The following is a 17,411-nucleotide window of genomic DNA, read 5'->3' on the forward strand; positions in this document are numbered from 1 at the left end:
GTGGTACCGGGGCAGCCCGGGCCCGGGCGGGCGGGCCCGGAGCGGGTTGCGCGGACGGCCCCGGAGCCGGGCGTGGCGGGGCCGGCGGCCCCGGTCGACACGGAGGTGGCCAGGGGGGTGGCTGAGGGGGTGGCTGAACCCGCGCCCCGGGCTGCCGAGGTCTACCGGCACGTCCAGGCGGGTGAGGAGTTCCGGGAGGTCCGCCGTGAGTACCGCCGCTTCGTGTTCCCGGCCTGCGCGGCCTTCCTGGCCTGGTACCTGGCCTACATCGTCGCCGCGGTGACCCTGCCCGGAGTGATGGACCGTCAGATCGCAGGCCCGTTCACGGTCGCCTGGGCGCTCGGACTGCTGCAGTTCGCTTCGACCTTCCTGATCACCTGGCTCTATGCCCGGCACGCCCGCGACCGGCGGGACCGATTGGCGCTCGGCCTGCGCTGGGAGACCCAGGACCGGCTCCGATGAGGTCCTCAGGAGGGGAGCAGTCCATGGACACCGCCGCTGCGGCGACCGCCGGGGGCAGTCACCACACGCTGGCCATCGGCCTGTTCGTCGGTGTCGTCGTGGTCACCCTGGGCATCACCGCCTGGGCCGGCCGGCGCAGTCGGGCGGCCGAGGACTTCTACGCGGGGGGCCGCGACTTCAGTCCTCTGCAGAACGGTTTCGCCATCTCCGGCGACTACATGTCGGCCGCCTCGTTCCTGGGCGTCACCGGTCTGATCGCGCTCTACGGCTACGACGGGCTGCTGTACACCATCGGGTTCCTGGTGGCCTGGCTGGTCGTGCTGATGCTGGTCGCCGAGCTGGTCCGCAACTGCGGCCGCTACACCATCGGTGACGTGCTGGCGATGCGGATGCGGCAGCGGCCGGTGCGTGCGGCGTCCGGGATCTCCTCGATCGTGGTGACGCTGTTCTACCTGCTGGCGCAGATGGTGGGGGCCGGCAGCCTGGTGTCGCTGCTGCTGGGGCTGGACTCGGGCCAGGCCAGGGGCTGGACCATCGTCGGAGTCGGAGCGCTGATGGTGGTGTACGTGACGGTCGGCGGGATGAAGGCGACCACCTGGATCCAGATCGTCAAGTGCGTGCTGCTGCTCTCGGGCACGCTGCTGCTCTGCGTGCTGGTGGTGGTCCGCTTCCACGGCGACCTGGGCTCGCTGGCCAGGTCCGCGGCCTCGGGCAGCGGCTTCGGCGACGCCTACCTCTCGCCGGGGCTGAAGTACGGCGGGAGCGCCACCAACCGGCTCGACTTCGTCAGCCTGGGCATCGCCCTGGTCCTCGGCACCGGCGGTCTGCCGCACATCCTGGCCAGGTTCTACACCGTTCCGACGGCGCGGGCCGCGCGGCGTTCGGCGATGTGGGCGATCGGCCTGGTGGGCTCGTTCTACCTGATGACCATCGTGCTCGGCCTCGGCGCCTCGGCCCTGGTCGGGGCCTCGACGATCCGGTCGTCCAACGAGGCGGGCAACACGGCGGTGCCGCTGCTGTCCGAGGTGCTGGGCGGCGGGAGCGGCAGCAACGGCGGTGCGGTGCTCTTCGCGCTGACCTCGGCGGTGGCCTTCGCCACCATCCTGGCCGTGGTGGCCGGCCTCACCCTGGCCTCGTCCGCCTCCTTCGCCCATGACCTGTGGGCCAGGGCCTTCCGGCACCAGGACGAGGAGCAGCCGACGGAGCACCAGGAGGTGGTCGTGGCCAGGATCGCCGCGGTGGTGATCGGTGTGGTGGCCATCGTGCTGAGTCTGTTCGCGCAGAAGCTGAACGTGGCCTTCCTGGTGGGCATCGCCTTCGCGGTGGCGGCCTCGGCCAACCTCCCGGCGCTGCTCTTCAACCTCTTCTGGCGGCGCTTCACCACCCGCGGCGCGACCTGGGCCATCTACGGCGGGCTGGTACCGGCCCTGGTGCTGGTGGTCTTCTCACCGGTGGTCTCCGGCAGCCCGGCGGCGATCTTCCCCGGGGTCGACTTCCACTGGTTCCCGCTGCAGAACCCCGGGATCGTCTCGATCCCGTGCGGATTCCTCTTCGGCTGGCTGGGCACGGTCACCTCGGGCAGCAGCGCCGATCCGGACGGCTACGCGGAGCTGGAGGTACGGGCGCTGACCGGCGCCGGCGCGGTCTGAGCGGTCCGGACGGGCCGGGACGACGGGCCCGGACGGGGTTCGCGCGGGGGACAGCAAGACCCCCGGGTGCGACGGGGGAGGCGCACCCGGGGGCGTTTTCCAGCGTAGCCCCTAGCGGGCTGGTCCGGTGGCCGGTTCGGATCGGTCGTGACCGGGAACCGACTGGGGGATCGCGGTGATGAGCACCGCCTCGAAGCGGTCGGGACGGGTCGGGAACGCCAGGCAGCTCTCCGCGCGGGCGGGCCCGGCCTCGGTCCGGCGGACCTCGACGTGCCAGCGCCATCCGTTCGCATGGGCCACCGAAACGGACCAGAGGTCCTCGGCCAACTGGTGCTGAGTGACCGTCAGCGCTTCGGCTGCGTCCTCGCCGATCGCCTCGCGGACCGCCAGTTCGGCGGCCTGGCCGGGACGGTCCCAGAAGGAGCGGCCGCGGCACCACTCCGGCACCATCCGGCCGTCCTTGGTGGCCTCCAGGATCTCCTTCGTCTGGTGGGCGGACATCCGGCCGTAGAGGTACCCGTAGGGCAGCACCAGCACGGTGGGCGAGAAGCGGTGGCCGCCGAGGTGGGTGACCTCCCATACCTGGGCGTGGCCGCCGGCGGCGAGTTCGGCGGCGAGCGGACGGCCGAGCAGGGCGCAGCAGCGGTCCCGCCGTCCGTTGGTGCACACCAGGGCGAGCGGCTCGCCCTGGTAGGCGCTGCCGATGCCGCCGTGGTCGCCCGCGGCGAGGGCGGCGAAGTCCAGCGCGAGCAGTTCGGCCGGGTCCTCGATGTCCAGGGAGCGGATCCAGGAGTGGCCCGGACGGGTGTGTGCCAGGAACACCTGGCGGGACGGTGTCGGCGGGGCGTCGGCGTGCCGGCCGGGGCGACGGATCAGCGCGATCCGCAGTCCGGTTCCCTCGGCCCGCGCCTCCAGCGCCTGCCCGAGTCCGGGGGGCAGATGGCTTTCCGTCAGCGCCCGCGCACCCCAGGGACCCGGCTGCTCGAGCAGCAGCCAGGTGGTCCCGATGGCGGCCGTGCCGCTCAGGGGCTCAGTCAGTTCCCTGGAGAGGGAGGTGCAGGTGCTCACATTGGCAAGGGTAGCCTTACCAACGTCGGATTCTCGCCTTAAGAACTCTTACGGCGCAGATTGCCGCCCGATTGCCGCCGGTCGTACCACCAGGGGGTTGGGCAGTGCGGTCCACTGGTCGCCGGTGGGGCCGCAGGTCAGGCGCATCCGGCAGAGGGCCTTCACCTGGAGCGGCTGCTCCAGGAGCGCGCGCCGGTCCTCCGGGGACAGGACGTCGGCAGCCCGCTCGGCCTCCTCGGCCACCGCGGACCACAGCGCCGCCTCCGAACTGCGGTCGCCGCCGCCGAAGGCCGACACCAGGGCGCTGAGGCTGCCGCCGAGCACGGAGCCGTAGAGCTTGCGGCGCAGCGCCGGCGGATCGTCGTCCAGGATGCGGGTCCCCAGGCCGTCGGTGCCCACCCCGATGCCGGCCAGCCGTCGCGGACTGAGGCGGATGTCCGCGAGGTCCCGGTAGACCAGGCGCAGCGGGCGGTCCTCGGGGTCCAGGACCACCAGCAGGTTCTGCCCGTGCGCCTCCAGCGCGACCCCCCAGGAGAGCAGCCGCAGCAGCGGCGGCCAGAGCAGCCGGGCGAGCGAGCGCAGCCAGTCCGCCGGCCGGTGCGCCGGTGGGGTCAGCGCGGCCAGCGGCACCACCCGCTCGCCGGGCCCGGCCGCCAGTTCGGGCGACTCCCGCAGGAGTGCGGCCAGGGCCGGGCTCAGCGCTCCGTCGACCAGGACGCCCGCCGCGGCCAGGTTGCGGGAGATCACCAACTGTCCGTCCAGGCGTCCGGTCACGTCCTCCAGCAGGGCGGACAGCCGGGCGCTGTCGAGCACCGAGCCGCCGGAGATGTCCCGGACCGACGAGGTCATCCGCAGCGACAGGGCGGTCTTGATGTGCGGGCCGCCGTCCGCCGGGGCGAGGGTCCGCAGTGACAGCAGCGGGTGGGCCGGGAGCCCGGCGCCGGGTTCGACCTCCAGGCCCAGGCCCGGCAGCAGTTCCCGGGCCTGCCAGGGGTGGACCGGCAGCAGCAGCCGCCCCCCGGCGTCCCGCAGCCGGTCCGGCCAGTCCCCGACGACGGTGCAGTCCGCGGCGGGGAGCGCGAGCAGCCGCAGGCCGACCACGGGGTGGTGCTCCGGCGCGAACGCCAGCTGGTCGGCGACGGTGAGACCCGGGCGGCTGCGGCAGCAGGGGTGGTACGGATGACCGTCGACGACGCTCTGCTCCGCGGCGAGCAGCAGCGCACCGGCGCTGCGGTCGGACGGTTCGGCGGGGCCGGACGCGGCCGCGCCCGCCCGGGACAGGGCGAGCGAGGCCGTGCTGTGCTCCAGTTCGGCGACCAGCCCGGCGCTGCCCGGGACGCCCAGCGCCGCGAGCAGCGCTGCCGGACGGGAGTACTCCGTGCCGTCGGCCCAGACCGTCAGCTCGTCCTTGGGCGCTCCGCTGTCGTAGGGCCGCACCTCGGGTCCGCGCAGCCGGCGCCGGTCCAGGCAGGGCAGTTCCTCGAAGCACAGCGAGCGCCACAACCGCGCCAGTACCGCGGCCCGCGCACCGGGCAGCGCCTCCCGGTACGGTGCGACAAGCCCGGGGCGGACCGCGCGCAGCTCGGCGGCGAAGGAGGTTTCCAACGAACCTGGTTCGGAATGCATGAGACTAGGTCATACCCCAGCTCAGGACGGGGGCGCAGCTCTTGAAGGGGTGAACGTATGGGGACGGCTGATCTGGTGGCCCGGACCGGGTTGTTGAACTGCCTGGTCAGGGAGTTGGCCCGGAGCGTCGACGGCGGGGCGCTGCTGCTGCCGGCGAGCGGCGCGGTGATGCGGGTCGCACCCGGCCGGTGGCCCTCCGACCCCGAACTGCGGACCCCCGGGGGCTGGCAGCCACTGGACCTCGCCGGTCTGATCGCGGTGGCCGAGCGGGAACTGGAGGCGCGGACCGGGGTACGGAACACCGCGCTCGGCGCGGAGATCCGCGACAGCAGGGAGGTGGTGGCCGCGCTGCTGGCCGCCCGCGCGGTGGCGCGGCCCGCCGACGACCTGTACCTGTGCTCCGAGCAGGCGCTGGTCGCCGGCCACCGCTACCACCCGGCAGCCAAGACCCGGGGCGGCGGGCCGCCGGAGGCCTGGCTGCCGTATGCGCCGGAGGCCTGTGCGGAGTTCCCGCTGAGGCTGCTCGGGGTGCGCGAGGACCTGCTGGCGGGCGAGGGCGACACCGGCGTCCTGGACGTGCTCTGGGGCGACCGGGCACCGAAGGGCTACCGGGTGCTGCCGGCCCACCCCTGGCAGCTGCGGCTGATCGGTGATCACATGGCTGTGGGAGACGGCCGGTTGATCGACCTCGGCGTGACCGGGGAGCGAGCCTGGGCGACTTCGTCGGTGCGCACGGTGTACCTGCCGGAGGCCGACCTGTCACTGAAGTTCAGCCTGGACGTGCGGATCACCAATGACATCCGCCGGCTGTGGCTGCGCGATCTGCGCTGGCTGGTGGCGGTGGACGAGGCGGTCGCCAAAGCCTTCGCCGACGCCCCGGCCGGGGCGTCCATGCTGGCCGACAGCGGGTACCGCACCGCGGGGGTCGGCGGCGAGGACGCCTACGAGGCCTACGCGGTACTGGTCCGGGAGGGGTTCGGCGCGGGGGCGCGGCCGCTGCTCTCCGCGGGGCTCAGCGAGGGGTTCGACGGCAGTCCGCTGCCCGCGGCGATGCCTCGGGCTGTCGAGTGGTGGCGGCGGTACGTGGAGCGGGTGGTCCCGCCGGTGCTGCACGCGTTCTTCCAGCACGGGGTGGTGCTGGAGTGCCATCTGCAGAACGTGCTGGTGGCGATGGACGCGGACGGGATGCCGAGCCGTGCGGTCTTCCGGGACCACGAGGGGGTGAAGCTGCTGCGGGAGCGGCATGCCGAACCGCTGGCGAGCATGGGGACTGACGTCCCCACACCCGGCGTGGACGGGGGGTACGGCTGGGAGCGGCTGGTCTACTGCCTGGTGACGAACCATCTGCTGGAGATCGCCGGTGCGGTGGCGGAGCAGTGCCCTGCGGCCGCCGACGAGCTGTGGCCGCAGGCCCGCGAGGTCTTCCAACGCTTCACCGACCACCCCGAAGTCCGCACCCTGCTCGCCGCCCCGTCCGTCCCGGCCAAAACCAACCTGCTCCTACGCTGGACCGGAGCGGACGGAGGCGACTCGACCTACACCCCGCTAGCGAACCCCCTGCGGGTTGGTTGACATGTCACTAGAGATCAGGAATGTCCGCCTTTGCTCGAAGGAGTGTGTCCCGACTGATGACAACGATCTTCTCGTAATCGGCGCGTGAGGCGTCGAGGGGCAGATGCGCATCGAGTTCCGCGGTCATCTCAGTACCAATGACGGCAAATCGGCCGTCAGATAGTTCGAAGATGTCCGGACAGTTCCCTCCTTGCATACTGCCGCGCTCGCGGGGGCTGGCGCCGACCCTTCGTAGGATGAGAGGAATGACCTCTGTTGGGGTATGGCTCGGGCGGTGGGTCGCACGGGGCCCGTAGGCGTTAAGAGGCAGCACGACTACAGTAACTACAAGTGGGGCAATAGGTTACGTGCCTGTATGGCAACATTTTGGCTGATTCGTTGTGATTCTTTTGCCATTTGTGCTCAAAGTCGATGATCTGCAGGCGGAATGCGATCAGTCGACTCCATTCGGTGACCGCTCCGCGATTGCTTGATCGACGAGTCGGCCGAAGATCCGCTCAGCAGATCCTTCGGCCAACGGAGCTCTGCTGCCTGAGGCTTCCTTCCAGTACTCCCGGAAGATCTCGTTCTTCGTGATGACTCGGAGGTGTCCCAGCATTTCCGCGTCGTCGGCGATCTGCAGCTTATGGTTCAGGTAGAGGTGCGAGAAGATCAGGTTGGCGTACAAGTACTGGCGTCTCCGTTCCATCGGGATCTCAGTGCGGTAGGCACCCCAAACGTCGGCCAGCGCCGGGTCGTCGATAGCCATCTTGATCAATTCCATGTGGAGCCGGCGCAGATCGGCCTCGGCTGAGCGCCGGAGTTCCCAGTGCGACTTGCTGAGCGCGTCTCGCTGCATCGCAAGCTCCTTGCGCTGCATGACCGTAGTGCCGATCACCAGTAGCAGCGCCAGTCCGGAGAACACAGCACTGCCTGCGTCGAAGTACTGGCCCACGGTGCCGAGTTGCGCTGCACGGCTGCGGCTGCCCCAGAATGTCTCCACGGAGTGGTTCATCCAGCCGCTGAGCGCCACGCAGGCCACTACCACGACCGCGAGCATGACTAGACCGACAAAGGTCCCCCGGACGTAGCGCCAGACTGTTCCTCGCTTTACCTCGTTGTCGTCCACGGAGAACCCCCGATCCGTGCCAAGGCGCGACGGAGTCACGTTCGGCGAACAGGGACTCGCGACAGCGCCTGGTGGATGTACGCATGACTGCCGAGCAACGCTGGCCGGTCGGCCATGGGCGTTCGGGTGGTGGGTACGACCCGGCTGCCTTCATAGGTTGGGATGCCCGTGGGGGAGCGCCGGAAACTGCGGTTACCGCGCAGTTCGGCGGCGCTCGGGCCCGGCCAGGTACCCCCGGTGACGGTGCGTCGGAGGGGTGCCTCAGGGACGGTGAAATCCCTGACGCACCCCTCGTTCGTGCCTCTGTACGCCCTCCGGTGCGCCCCTGCGCGGCCTACGCCGGGCCGGCGACCGCGGAGATCTCCTTGGCCAGCGGGACGCCCGAGCCGTCGCGGCGGGGGTCGCGGCCGGGGAGTTCGGCGGGGGAGCCGTTGGCGGTGGCGGCGCGGGCCGGGGTCGCGCCGGCCCAGGCGAGCACCAGCTTGTCCTCGCCCTTCAGGAACCGCTGGCAACGCACCCCGCCGGTGGCCCGCCCCTTGCGCGGGTACTGGTCGAAGGGCGTCGCCTTGGCGGTGCCCAGGCCGCCCAGCCCCTCCAGGGTGTCCGAGGAGGAACCCGCGACCGTCACCACCACGCCCTCCCCGGACGGGTCCACCGCCGTGAACGAGAGCACCGTCGCGCCGTCGGCGAGCTTGATCCCGGCCATGCCGCCGGCCGGCCGCCCCTGCGGCCGGACCTGCGAGGCCTGGAACCGCAGCAGCTGCGCGTCGGAGCTGATGAACACCAGGTCCTCCTCGCCGGTGCGCAGCTCCACCGCGCCGACCAGCCGGTCGCCGTCCTTGAGGCCGATCACCTCGAACTCGTCCTTGTTCTCCGGCCAGTCCGGAACCACCCGCTTGACCACGCCCTGCTCGGTGCCGAGCGCCAGGCCGGGCGAGGACTCGTCCAACGTGGTCAGCGCCAGCACCCGCTCGCCCGCGTCCAGCTTGAGGAACTCCGACACCGGGGCGCCGCCGGACAGCGTCGGCGTGGTGGAGCTGGGCGGCAGCGACGGCAGGTCGATCACCGGCAGCCGCAGCACCCGTCCCGCCGTGGTGACCGCGCCGATGTCGGCCCGTGCGGTGGCGGCCACCGCCGAGACGATCACATCGTGCCTGGCCCGGCCGCTCTCGGAGTCGACCGCCTGCACCGCGTCGGCGGTCCGGGCCAGCAGCCCGGTCGAGGACAGCAGCACCCGGCACGGGTCGTCGGCGACCTCCAGCGGCACCGCCGCCGTCGGCACGGCGCCCGCTTCCAGCAGTACGGTGCGCCGCTCGGTGCCGAACTTCTTCGCCACCGCCGCCAGCTCGTCGGAGACGACCTTGCGCAGCACCGTGTCCGACTCCAGGATCTCGGTCAGCGCCTGGATCTCGTTGTGCAGCTTGTCCTGCTCGGCCTCCAGCTCGACCTGGTCGAAGCGGGTGAGCCGGCGCAGCGGGGTGTCGAGGATGTAGACGGTCTGCGTCTCGGACAGCGAGAAGCGCTCCATCAGGCGCTCCTTGGCCATCGCGGTGTTGTCGCTGGCCCGGATGATCGCGATGACCTCGTCGATGTCCAGCAGCGCCACCAGCAGGCCCTCGACCAGGTGCAGCCGCTCCTGGCGCTTGCGGCGGCGGAAGTCGGAGCGCCGCCGGACCACCTCGAAGCGGTGGTCGACGTAGACCTCCAGCAACTCCTTCAGGCCCAGCGTCAGCGGCTGCCCGTCCACCAGCGCCACGTTGTTGATGCCGAAGGACTCCTCCATCGGCGTGAGCCGGTAGAGCTGCTCCAGCAGCGCCTCGGGGACGAAGCCGTTCTTGACCTCGATGACCAGCCGCAGGCCGTGCGAGCGGTCCGTCAGGTCCTTGATGTCGGAGACGCCCTGGAGCTTCTTGGCGTTGACCAGGTCCTTGATCTTGGCGATGACCTTCTCGGGCCCCACGTTGTACGGGAGCTCGGTCACCACCAGGCCCTTGCGGCGCGGGGTGACGTCCTCGACGGTGACCTTGGCCCGGATCTTGAAGGTGCCGCGGCCGCTCTCGTAGGCGTCCCTGATGCCGCTCAGCCCGACGATCCGGCCGCCGGTGGGCAGGTCGGGGCCGGGGATGAAGCGCATCAGCGCGTCCAGGTCGGCGTTCGGATACCGGATCAGATGCCTGGCTGCGGCCACCACCTCGCCGAGGTTGTGCGGCGGCATGTTGGTCGCCATGCCGACCGCGATCCCGGTCGCACCGTTCACCAGCAGGTTGGGGAAGGCCGACGGGAGGACGCCGGGCTCCTGCTCGCTGCCGTCGTAGTTGGGGCTGAAGTCGACGGTGTCCTCGTCGATCGACTCCACCATCGCCATCGAGGCGGCGGTCAGCCGGGACTCGGTGTAACGCATGGCGGCCGGCGGGTCGTCGTTGCCGAGCGAGCCGAAGTTGCCGTGACCGTCGATCAGCGGCAGCCGCATGGAGAACGGCTGGGCCATCCGCACCAGGGTGTCGTAGATGGAGGCGTCGCCGTGCGGGTGCAGCCGGCCCATCACCTCGCCGACCACGCGGGCGCTCTTCACATGGGAGCGGTCCGGGCGCAGGCCCATCTCGTTGGCCTGGTAGAGCACCCGGCGGTGCACGGGCTTGAGTCCGTCCCGCGCGTCGGGAAGGGCGCGCGAGTAGATCACGGAGTAGGCGTACTCCAGGAAGGAGCCCTGCATCTCGTCCACGACATCGATGTCGAGGATCCGCTCCTCGAAATCCTCGGGCGGTGGGGTCTGCGAACTGCGGCGGGCCATCGCGGCGGGGCTCCCTTGCCAATTGCTAGTTCTGTTCCGGTACGGGCAGACCCCATTGTGGACCCTGGTGCCGACAGCGCCGCGCAGAGGCCACGCTCGCAGCGGCTCCGATCGTTCGGGGGCCGGCGTCGTGCTCCGCACCCGCCACGCTCGCAGCGAACACGAGCACACTTCGGAGCCCGCCCGCGTTGGACCACAATGGACCCCCCGAGCAAGACAGCGACCGGAAGGACGAGGAGCGGATGGCCAACACGGCCCCCAGCACCACCGACGGATTCGTCATCATGGAACACACCCTGGCCAACGGGCTACGGGTGGTGCTCTCCGAGGACCATCTCACCCCGGTCGCCGCCGTGTGCCTCTGGTACGACGTCGGCTCCAGGCACGAGGTCGCCGGCCGCACCGGACTTGCGCACCTGTTCGAGCACCTGATGTTCCAGGGCTCCGCGTCCGTCCCCGGCAACGGCCACTTCGAGCTGGTCCAGGGCGCCGGCGGCTCCCTCAACGGCACCACCAGCTTCGAGCGCACCAACTACTTCGAGACCATGCCCGCGCACCAGGTGGAGCTGGCCCTGTGGCTGGAGGCCGACCGGATGGGCTCGCTGCTCTCCGCGCTGGACCTGACCGGTCTGGACAACCAGCGCGCGGTGGTCAAGAACGAGCGCCGCCAGCGCTACGACAACGTGCCCTACGGAACCGCCTTCGAACGCCTGGTCGGCATGGCCTTCCCGGACGGCCACCCCTACCACCACACCCCCATCGGCTCGATGGCGGATCTGGACGCGGCCACGCTGACCGACGCCCAGGACTTCTTCAGGACGTACTACGCGCCGAACAACGCGGTGCTGTCCGTGGTGGGCGACATCGACCCGGAGCAGACCCTCGCCTGGATCGAGAAGTACTTCGGCAGCATCCCCGCGCACGACGGCAAGCGCCCGCCGCGCGACGGACGCACCGTCAGCCGGGAGCCCGGAGCGGTGCTGCGCCAGCACCTGGTCGAGGAGGTGCCCTCGCAGGCGCTGATGGCCGCCTACCTGCTGCCGCTGGATGGCACCCGTGAGGCCGACGCCGCCGACCTCGCGCTGACCGTGCTCGGCTCCGGCGAGTCCAGCCGGCTGTACAACCGGCTGGTCCGCCGCGACCGCACCGCCGTCACCGCCGGCTTCGGACTGCTGCGGCTGTCCGGCGCCCCCTCGCTGGGCTGGCTGGACGCCAAGACCTCCGGCGAGGCCTGCATCGCGGACGTCGAGGCGGCCGTGGACGAGGAGCTCGCCCGCTTCGCGGCCGAGGGCCCGACGCCGCAGGAACTGGAGCGGGCCCAGGCACAGGTCGAGCGCGAGTGGCTGGACAGCCTGGACACGGTCCACGGACGCGCCGACGAACTCTGCCGCTACGCGGTGCTGTTCGGCGACCCCAAGCTGCTGAACACCGCGCTGGCCAAGGTCCTGGACATCACCGCCGAGGAGGTCCGGGCCGTCGCCGCCCGGTATCTGACGCCGGAGAACCGGGCCGTGCTGACCTACGAACCGGCCGAGGACGAGCCTGCCGAGGACGAACTCGCCGACGACGCCGCCGCCGACAACGACTCCACCGAGAACGACGCCGCCGAGGACGTGACCGCATGACCATCGCGCCCACCATGACGTTCCACCCGCGCCCCGAGCCGGGCGAGGCCACCCCCTGGGCGTTCCCCGCGCCGACCCGCAGCACCCTGCCCAACGGCCTGACCGTGCTGCGCTGCGACCGGCCGGGACAGCAGCTGGTCGCCGTCGACCTGCTGCTGGACGCCCCGCTGTCGGCGGAGCCGGCCGGCCTCGACGGCGTCGCCACCATCCTCGCCCGCTCGTTCTCCGAGGGCACCGAGAGCCTCAGCGCCGAGGAGTTCGCCGGTGAGCTGGAGCGCGCCGGGGCCACCCTGGACGCCCACGCCGACCACACCAGCCTGCGGCTCTCGCTGGAGGTCCCGGCCTCCCGCCTGGAGCGCGGCCTCACCCTGCTCGCCGAGGCGGTCCGTGCCCCCGCGCTGCCGGCCGACGAGATCGAGCGGGTGGTCGCCAACCGCCTGGACGAGATCGTGCACGAGCTGGCCAACCCCGGCCGCCGGGCCGCCTTCGCGCTGTACGGAAGCCTGTTCGACGCGGCGGACCGGATCTCCCGGCCGCGCGCCGGCACCGCGGACACCGTCAAGGGCATCGATCGGGACGCCGTCGCGGCCTTCTACGCCGCGCACGTCCGCCCGGCCACCGCGACCGCCGTCATCGTCGGCGACTTCGCGGCCGTCGACTTCGACGCGGTCCTCGCCGAGACCCTCGGCGCCTGGACCGGCGACGCGGGCACCCCCTCGGTCCCGCAGCCGGTCACCGCGGACGACAGCGGCCGGGTGATCATCGTGGACCGGCCCGGATCGGTGCAGACCCAGCTGCTGATCGGCCGGATCGGCCCGGACCGGCACGACCCCTCCTGGGCGGCGCAGACCATCGGCACCTACTGCCTCGGCGGCACCCTCACCTCGCGGCTGGACCGGGTCCTGCGCGAGGAGAAGGGCTACACCTACGGGGTGCGGTCCTTCGCCCAGCCGCTGCGCTCGGCGGCGGACGGCACCGGCCGGGCCATGCTGGCGATCTCGGGCTCGGTGGACACCGACTCCACGGTCCCCGCGCTCGCCGACACCTGGACCATCCTGCGCACCCTCGCCGCCGAGGGGCTCACCGACGAGGAGCGCGACGTCGCCGTGCAGAACCTGGTCGGCGTCGCCCCGCTGCGCTACGAGACCGCCTCGGCGGTCTGCTCCACCCTGGCCGACCAGGTGGAGCAGGGCCTGCCCGACGACTACCAGGCGCAGGTCTACCGCCGTCTCGCGGAGACCACCACGGCCGAGGCCACCGCCGCCGTGGTGGCGGCCTTCCCGCCGGACCGGCTGGTCACCGTGCTCGTGGGTGACGCGGCGTCAATCGCCGGGCCGCTCAAGGACCTCGGCCTGGGTGAGGTCACCGTCGTGCACAGCTGACCCGCAGCCGGCGGGCTCGCGAGGCCGGTCGGTCCGCGAGCCGGGCCGGATCCGCCGCCGCCGAACCGCGGCGGCGGGTCCGGCTCAGCCGCGGTCGGCGAGGGCGCGCCAGCCGAGCAGGGCGGAGAGCAGCAGAGCAACGCCCGAGCAGGAGAAGCCGGCCCGGGCGCCGAGGCTCTCGCCGATGCCGGAGATCAGGAAGCCGGTCAGGGTGGTGGTTCCCGGCAGCGCCATGCTCCACAGGCCCATCACCCGGCCCAGCATCCCCGGTTCGGTGCGCAGCTGCACCAGGGTGTTGGCGGTGGCGATGAACCAGATCGAGGCGAAGCCGGTCAGCGCCATCGCGGCGAAGGTCAGCACCAGGGTGGGGGACCAGGCGACCAGCAGCACGCACACCCCGGTGGCCACGCAGAGCGTCCGCACCCGGGCGCCGCTGGGGGTGCTGGTGCCTGCCGCCAGCAGGGCTCCGGGCAGCGCGCCGACCCCGAACATGGCCATCAGCGCCCCGTATCCGCCGCCGCCCAGGTGCAGTGACCTGGTGGCCAGCGGGGTGAGCGCGATGCCCATGGTGAACAGCATGCCGCTGGCGGCGGCCATCGGCAGGCAGGCCCGGACCACCGGGGTGCGCCAGGCGTAGCGCAGGCCGGAGCGGATCGCCCGGGGCTGCTTCGGCGGTCGCACCAGCTTCTCGTGGGACTGGGGCTGCAGCCGCCACAGCACGAAGAGCGGGCCGAGGAAGGTCAGGGCGTTGGCCAGGAAGCAGCCGGCCGCACCGCTGGTGGCCAGCAGCAGGCCGCCGAAGGCCGGTCCCAGCACCCGGGAGGAGTTGATCACGACCTCCCACAGCCCGATCGCGCTGGCGACCCCTTCCCGGCCGACCAGGTCCACGATGTAGACCTGCCGGGCCGGGCCGTCCACCGCGCCGACCGATCCGGCCAGCAGCGACATGCCCAGCATCAGCCACAGCGGCAGCCGGGTGGTGGCGGCCAGCACGCCCAGGGTCAGGCTGCTGACCAGCAGCAGTGACTGGGTCACCAGCAGGACCTGGCGGCGGTCGTGGCGGTCGACCAGGGCGCCGGCCCAGGGGCTGAGCGCCAGCATCGGTCCCCAGGTGCACACGGTCACCACACTGAGCCAGAAGGCGTTGCCGGTGTTCTGCAGCACCACCCAGGAGAGGGCGACGGCCTGGGTCGCCGCTCCCGAGGCGCCGAGCACCTGGCTGCCGAACCACCAGCGGAAGTCACGGCGCCGCAGCACCCGTCCGATCCGGGTCAGCGCGCCGCCAACCCCTTCGGGCGTCCCCGCCTGCGCTGTGGCCTCTTCCGTCGCCGCTGCCGCCGCCTCTGCCGTCACTGGTCTGGACCTCCCGAGTCGGCTGCACCCTACCGTCCGACTGGCGGACCCAGCGATCGATATATGAGACAGCTGTGAATGTGACTCAGGTCACACCCGATAGCGGGATTTCCGGGGAGCTCCTCCCCGTTTAGCTGATTGACTGAATGAAGCGGGGAGGAAATCCCCGGTTGTTGACCGTCGTCCGCCAGGACCCGGAGCAGGTAGAGGAGCGCCACCATGGTCAGCCAGACCGCCGTCAAGCCCGGCACCCCGCGCCTGCGTGCGGACGCCACCCGCAACCGCGAGCGCATCGTCGCCGCGGCGCAGGAGGCGTTCGTCGAGTTCGGGGCGGACGTACCGCTGGACGAGATCGCCCGCAGGGCAGGCATCGGCAATGCCACGCTCTACCGGCACTTCCCCGACCGGCGCGAACTCGCCCGCAGTGTCGTCCTGTCCGTCTTCGGCACCATGGCCAAGGAGGCGGAGACGATCGCCGCCGAGGCCCCCGACGCCTTCGCGGCGCTCGAGGCGATCGTCCACGGTGCGGTGGAATGGAAGGTCGGCGCCCTCTGCCCGATGTTCTCGGAGTGGATGGACGTCGACGACCCCGAGCTGCTGGCCGCCCGCAACCGCCTCGACAACGTGGTCGAACGGCTCTTCGACGAAGCCCAGGCGGACGGCACACTGCGTACCGACGTCGCCCCCGGCGACGTCATGATCCTGGCCTCGCAGATCGCCCGGCCGCTCCCGGGGACGACACCCCTCCTGCACGTCCAATTCGTCCACCGGTACATCCAGCTGGTCCTGGACGGACTGCGCGCACCGCAGCGCTCCGTCCTCCCGGGACAGCCCGCCACCCTGCAGGACCTCCGCGGCCAGTGCGCCGTGCCGACGGGCCCGCAGCAATGACCACTCGCTGAGCCGAATCGCACCAACAACCGCCGGCACCTCGGCGGCGGATCTCGGGCACGCGACCACCGCGTGCCGGCCCTAGTTCACACATGCCTACACAGCCATGGGAAAAGTCATGTCCAAGACAGACCAGACGGCTCAGCCCGTCGCGCTCGAACCCGATCCACAGCGCTGGAAGGCGCTCGCCTTCATAGCCATCGCCCAGCTGATGGTGGTGCTCGACGCCACCGTCGTGAACATCGCCCTGCCGCACGCCCAGGCCTCCCTGCACATCTCGGACGCCAACCGCCAGTGGGTGATCACCGCCTACAGTCTCGCCTTCGGTGGCCTGCTGCTCTTCGGCGGACGCATCTCGGACCTCTGGGGCCGCAAGCGCGCCTTCATCCTCGGCCTGATCGGCTTCGCCGCCGCCTCGGCCCTGGGCGGCGCCGCCGTCAACGAGGGCATGCTGCTCGGCGCCCGCGCCCTGCAGGGCGTCTTCGGCGCACTGCTGGCCCCCGCGGCCCTGTCGCTGCTGGCCGTCACCTTCACCGAGGCCAAGGAGCGCGCACAGGCGTTCGGCATCTTCGGTGCCATCGCCGGCGCCGGTGGCGCCGTCGGTCTGATCCTCGGCGGTGTGCTCACCCAGTACGTCAACTGGCGCTGGGCCCTGTTCGTGAACATCGCCTTCGCGATCGTCGCGGCAGTCGGCGCGGCCCTGTACATCCACGAGCGCGAGGAGGGCCGCAACCGCGACCGCCTCGACATCCCCGGCGTGCTGCTCGCCACCACCGGTCTGGTCGCCCTGGTGTACGGCTTCACCAAGGCCTCCACCCCCGGCGACGGCTGGGGCGCCCCGATCACCATCGGCATGTTCATCGCCTCCGCCGTGCTGCTCGCCGCCTTTGTCGTGGTCGAGGGCAAGGTCAAGGCACCGCTGCTGCCGCTCCGGGTCATCACCGACCGCAACCGCGGTGGCGTCTACCTCTCGCTGGGCCTGGCCGTGATCGGCATGTTCGGCCTGTTCCTCTTCCTCACGTACTACCTGCAGCTGGTCAAGAACTACTCGCCGGTCATGACCGGCGTGGCGTTCCTGCCGATGATCGCGGGCATGATCATCGGGTCGACCCAGATCGGCGCCCGCCTGATGAACCGGGTCCCGGCCCGGCTGCTGATGGGCCCCGGCTTCGTGGTCGCGGCGATCGGCATGCTGATCCTGACCCAGCTCTCGGTCAACAGCTCCTACGCCGGGACGCTGCTCCCCGGCTTCCTGCTGCTGGGTCTGGGCATGGGTACCGCGTTCATGCCCGCCATGAGCCTGGCCACCTACCGGATCGCCCCGCGCGACGCCGGCGTCGCCTCGGCGATGATCAACACCTCGCAGCAGATCGGCGGCTCCATCGGTACGGCGCTGCTGAGCACCATCGCCGTCAACGCCACCACCAGCTGGGGGAAGTCGCACCACGCGACCACCCCGGGGCTGATCGCCCAGGCGCAGGTGCACGGCTACGTGATGGCGATCTGGTTCGCCGTCGGCATCCTGCTCGTCTCGGCCGCCATCGTCGCCACCCTGGTGACCGCCGGGCGCGACGCCGTCGCCCCGCCGGCCGGTGGCGCGGGCGAGGAGATCGGCGAGGCCTCCATCCCGGTGATCGCGCACTGACGCACACTCAGTAACCACGCAGCGGCCCCCGCCTCGTTCCTTCGAGGCGGGGGCCGCTGCGTTCCCGCCTGCCCCGATATCCCTTTGCGCCGCCGCGGTCGGCCATGGCTAGATGGTGCATGCGACCGGCACCACCGCCGGTCCGTGGGCAGTGGAGAGGAGGCGGTCACCATGTGGGTCGAGTCGATCCGCGGGCGTTTCAGCGCCTGCTCCTCCCCCGGGCGACGCCCCTCCACTGC

13 protein-coding genes are annotated in these 17,411 nt (G+C 71.6%); 7 read left to right on the top strand and 6 right to left on the bottom strand.

Annotation, left to right across the window (positions count from 1 at the left end):
• The first annotated feature begins 105 nt into the window (after window positions 1–105).
• Both ABUW04_RS27940 and ABUW04_RS27945 read left to right on the top strand, forming a co-directional pair.
• The gene (locus ABUW04_RS27940; protein WP_380567336.1) at window positions 106–462 is read left to right on the top strand and encodes a DUF485 domain-containing protein; all 357 of its coding nucleotides are present in this window, start codon (window positions 106–108) and stop codon (window positions 460–462) included.
• Window positions 463–485: 23 nt separating this feature from the next.
• Window positions 486–2,111 (top strand): solute symporter family protein, encoded by a 1,626-nt coding sequence (locus tag ABUW04_RS27945; protein ID WP_030259066.1) that lies wholly within the window; start codon window positions 486–488, stop codon window positions 2,109–2,111.
• 111 nt (window positions 2,112–2,222) lie between these two features.
• On the opposite strand, the gene ABUW04_RS27950 is transcribed toward ABUW04_RS27945, so the two are convergent.
• Window positions 2,223–3,179, bottom strand: a complete 957-nt coding sequence (locus tag ABUW04_RS27950; protein ID WP_380567080.1) for a sucrase ferredoxin — start codon at window positions 3,177–3,179, stop codon at window positions 2,223–2,225.
• A 48-nt stretch (window positions 3,180–3,227) separates the two neighbouring features.
• Window positions 3,228–4,805 (bottom strand): IucA/IucC family protein, encoded by a 1,578-nt coding sequence (locus ABUW04_RS27955; protein WP_380567081.1) that lies wholly within the window; start codon window positions 4,803–4,805, stop codon window positions 3,228–3,230.
• 57 nt (window positions 4,806–4,862) lie between these two features.
• Between ABUW04_RS27955 and ABUW04_RS27960 the strand changes: the two genes are divergently transcribed.
• Window positions 4,863–6,377: an IucA/IucC family protein gene (locus tag ABUW04_RS27960; protein WP_380567083.1), complete on the top strand. Its 1,515-nt coding sequence runs from the start codon at window positions 4,863–4,865 to the stop codon at window positions 6,375–6,377.
• 7 nt (window positions 6,378–6,384) lie between these two features.
• Here ABUW04_RS27960 and ABUW04_RS27965 read toward each other — a convergent pair whose 3' ends face one another.
• From ABUW04_RS27965 to ABUW04_RS27975, 3 genes are all read right to left on the bottom strand, one after another.
• The gene (locus ABUW04_RS27965) at window positions 6,385–6,573 is read right to left on the bottom strand and encodes a hypothetical protein (protein ID WP_134005651.1); all 189 of its coding nucleotides are present in this window, start codon (window positions 6,571–6,573) and stop codon (window positions 6,385–6,387) included.
• A 237-nt stretch (window positions 6,574–6,810) separates the two neighbouring features.
• Window positions 6,811–7,485 carry a DUF6082 family protein gene (locus ABUW04_RS27970; protein ID WP_380567085.1) on the bottom strand — a complete coding sequence of 225 codons (675 nt, stop codon included), beginning with the start codon at window positions 7,483–7,485 and terminating at the stop codon, window positions 6,811–6,813.
• A 334-nt stretch (window positions 7,486–7,819) separates the two neighbouring features.
• Entirely contained in the window at window positions 7,820–10,276 is a 2,457-nt protein-coding gene (locus ABUW04_RS27975; RefSeq protein ID WP_380567087.1) for a DNA gyrase/topoisomerase IV subunit A, read from the bottom strand.
• A 242-nt stretch (window positions 10,277–10,518) separates the two neighbouring features.
• Here ABUW04_RS27975 and ABUW04_RS27980 point away from each other — a divergent pair, with 242 nt between their 5' ends.
• Both ABUW04_RS27980 and ABUW04_RS27985 read left to right on the top strand, forming a co-directional pair.
• Entirely contained in the window at window positions 10,519–11,901 is a 1,383-nt protein-coding gene (locus tag ABUW04_RS27980) for a M16 family metallopeptidase (protein ID WP_380567089.1), read from the top strand.
• Window positions 11,898–13,283, top strand: a complete 1,386-nt coding sequence (locus tag ABUW04_RS27985; protein ID WP_380567091.1) for a M16 family metallopeptidase — start codon at window positions 11,898–11,900, stop codon at window positions 13,281–13,283. Before ABUW04_RS27980 ends, ABUW04_RS27985 begins: the two co-directional genes overlap by 4 nt.
• Window positions 13,284–13,367: 84 nt before the next feature.
• Here ABUW04_RS27985 and ABUW04_RS27990 read toward each other — a convergent pair whose 3' ends face one another.
• Window positions 13,368–14,636 (bottom strand): MFS transporter, encoded by a 1,269-nt coding sequence (locus tag ABUW04_RS27990; RefSeq protein ID WP_380567093.1) that lies wholly within the window; start codon window positions 14,634–14,636, stop codon window positions 13,368–13,370.
• A 219-nt stretch (window positions 14,637–14,855) separates the two neighbouring features.
• Here ABUW04_RS27990 and ABUW04_RS27995 point away from each other — a divergent pair, with 219 nt between their 5' ends.
• Window positions 14,856–15,527 (top strand): TetR/AcrR family transcriptional regulator, encoded by a 672-nt coding sequence (locus tag ABUW04_RS27995; protein WP_030259042.1) that lies wholly within the window; start codon window positions 14,856–14,858, stop codon window positions 15,525–15,527.
• Window positions 15,528–15,645: 118 nt separating this feature from the next.
• A complete protein-coding gene (locus ABUW04_RS28000; protein ID WP_030259039.1) occupies window positions 15,646–17,172 on the top strand; it encodes an MFS transporter in 1,527 nt (508 codons plus the stop codon).
• The last annotated feature ends 239 nt before the right edge of the window (window positions 17,173–17,411 follow it).

Source organism: Streptacidiphilus jeojiensis (assembly GCF_042510965.1).
In the GTDB taxonomy this organism is placed as follows: Bacteria; Actinomycetota; Actinomycetes; order Streptomycetales; family Streptomycetaceae; genus Streptacidiphilus; species Streptacidiphilus jeojiensis.

What these genes read in the sequence shown, in the direction of transcription:
- ABUW04_RS27980 (WP_380567089.1), top strand. Translation starts at nt 10,519, where the DNA reads ATGGCCAACACGGCCCCCAGCACCACCGACGGATTCGTCATCATGGAA.
- ABUW04_RS27965 (WP_134005651.1), bottom strand. Translation starts at nt 6,573, where the DNA reads ATGCAAGGAGGGAACTGTCCGGACATCTTCGAACTATCTGACGGCCGA.
- ABUW04_RS27975 (WP_380567087.1), bottom strand. Translation starts at nt 10,276, where the DNA reads ATGGCCCGCCGCAGTTCGCAGACCCCACCGCCCGAGGATTTCGAGGAG.
- ABUW04_RS27960 (WP_380567083.1), top strand. Translation starts at nt 4,863, where the DNA reads ATGGGGACGGCTGATCTGGTGGCCCGGACCGGGTTGTTGAACTGCCTG.
- ABUW04_RS27945 (WP_030259066.1), top strand. Translation starts at nt 486, where the DNA reads ATGGACACCGCCGCTGCGGCGACCGCCGGGGGCAGTCACCACACGCTG.
- ABUW04_RS27955 (WP_380567081.1), bottom strand. Translation starts at nt 4,805, where the DNA reads ATGCATTCCGAACCAGGTTCGTTGGAAACCTCCTTCGCCGCCGAGCTG.
- ABUW04_RS27985 (WP_380567091.1), top strand. Translation starts at nt 11,898, where the DNA reads ATGACCATCGCGCCCACCATGACGTTCCACCCGCGCCCCGAGCCGGGC.
- ABUW04_RS27995 (WP_030259042.1), top strand. Translation starts at nt 14,856, where the DNA reads ATGGTCAGCCAGACCGCCGTCAAGCCCGGCACCCCGCGCCTGCGTGCG.
- ABUW04_RS28000 (WP_030259039.1), top strand. Translation starts at nt 15,646, where the DNA reads ATGTCCAAGACAGACCAGACGGCTCAGCCCGTCGCGCTCGAACCCGAT.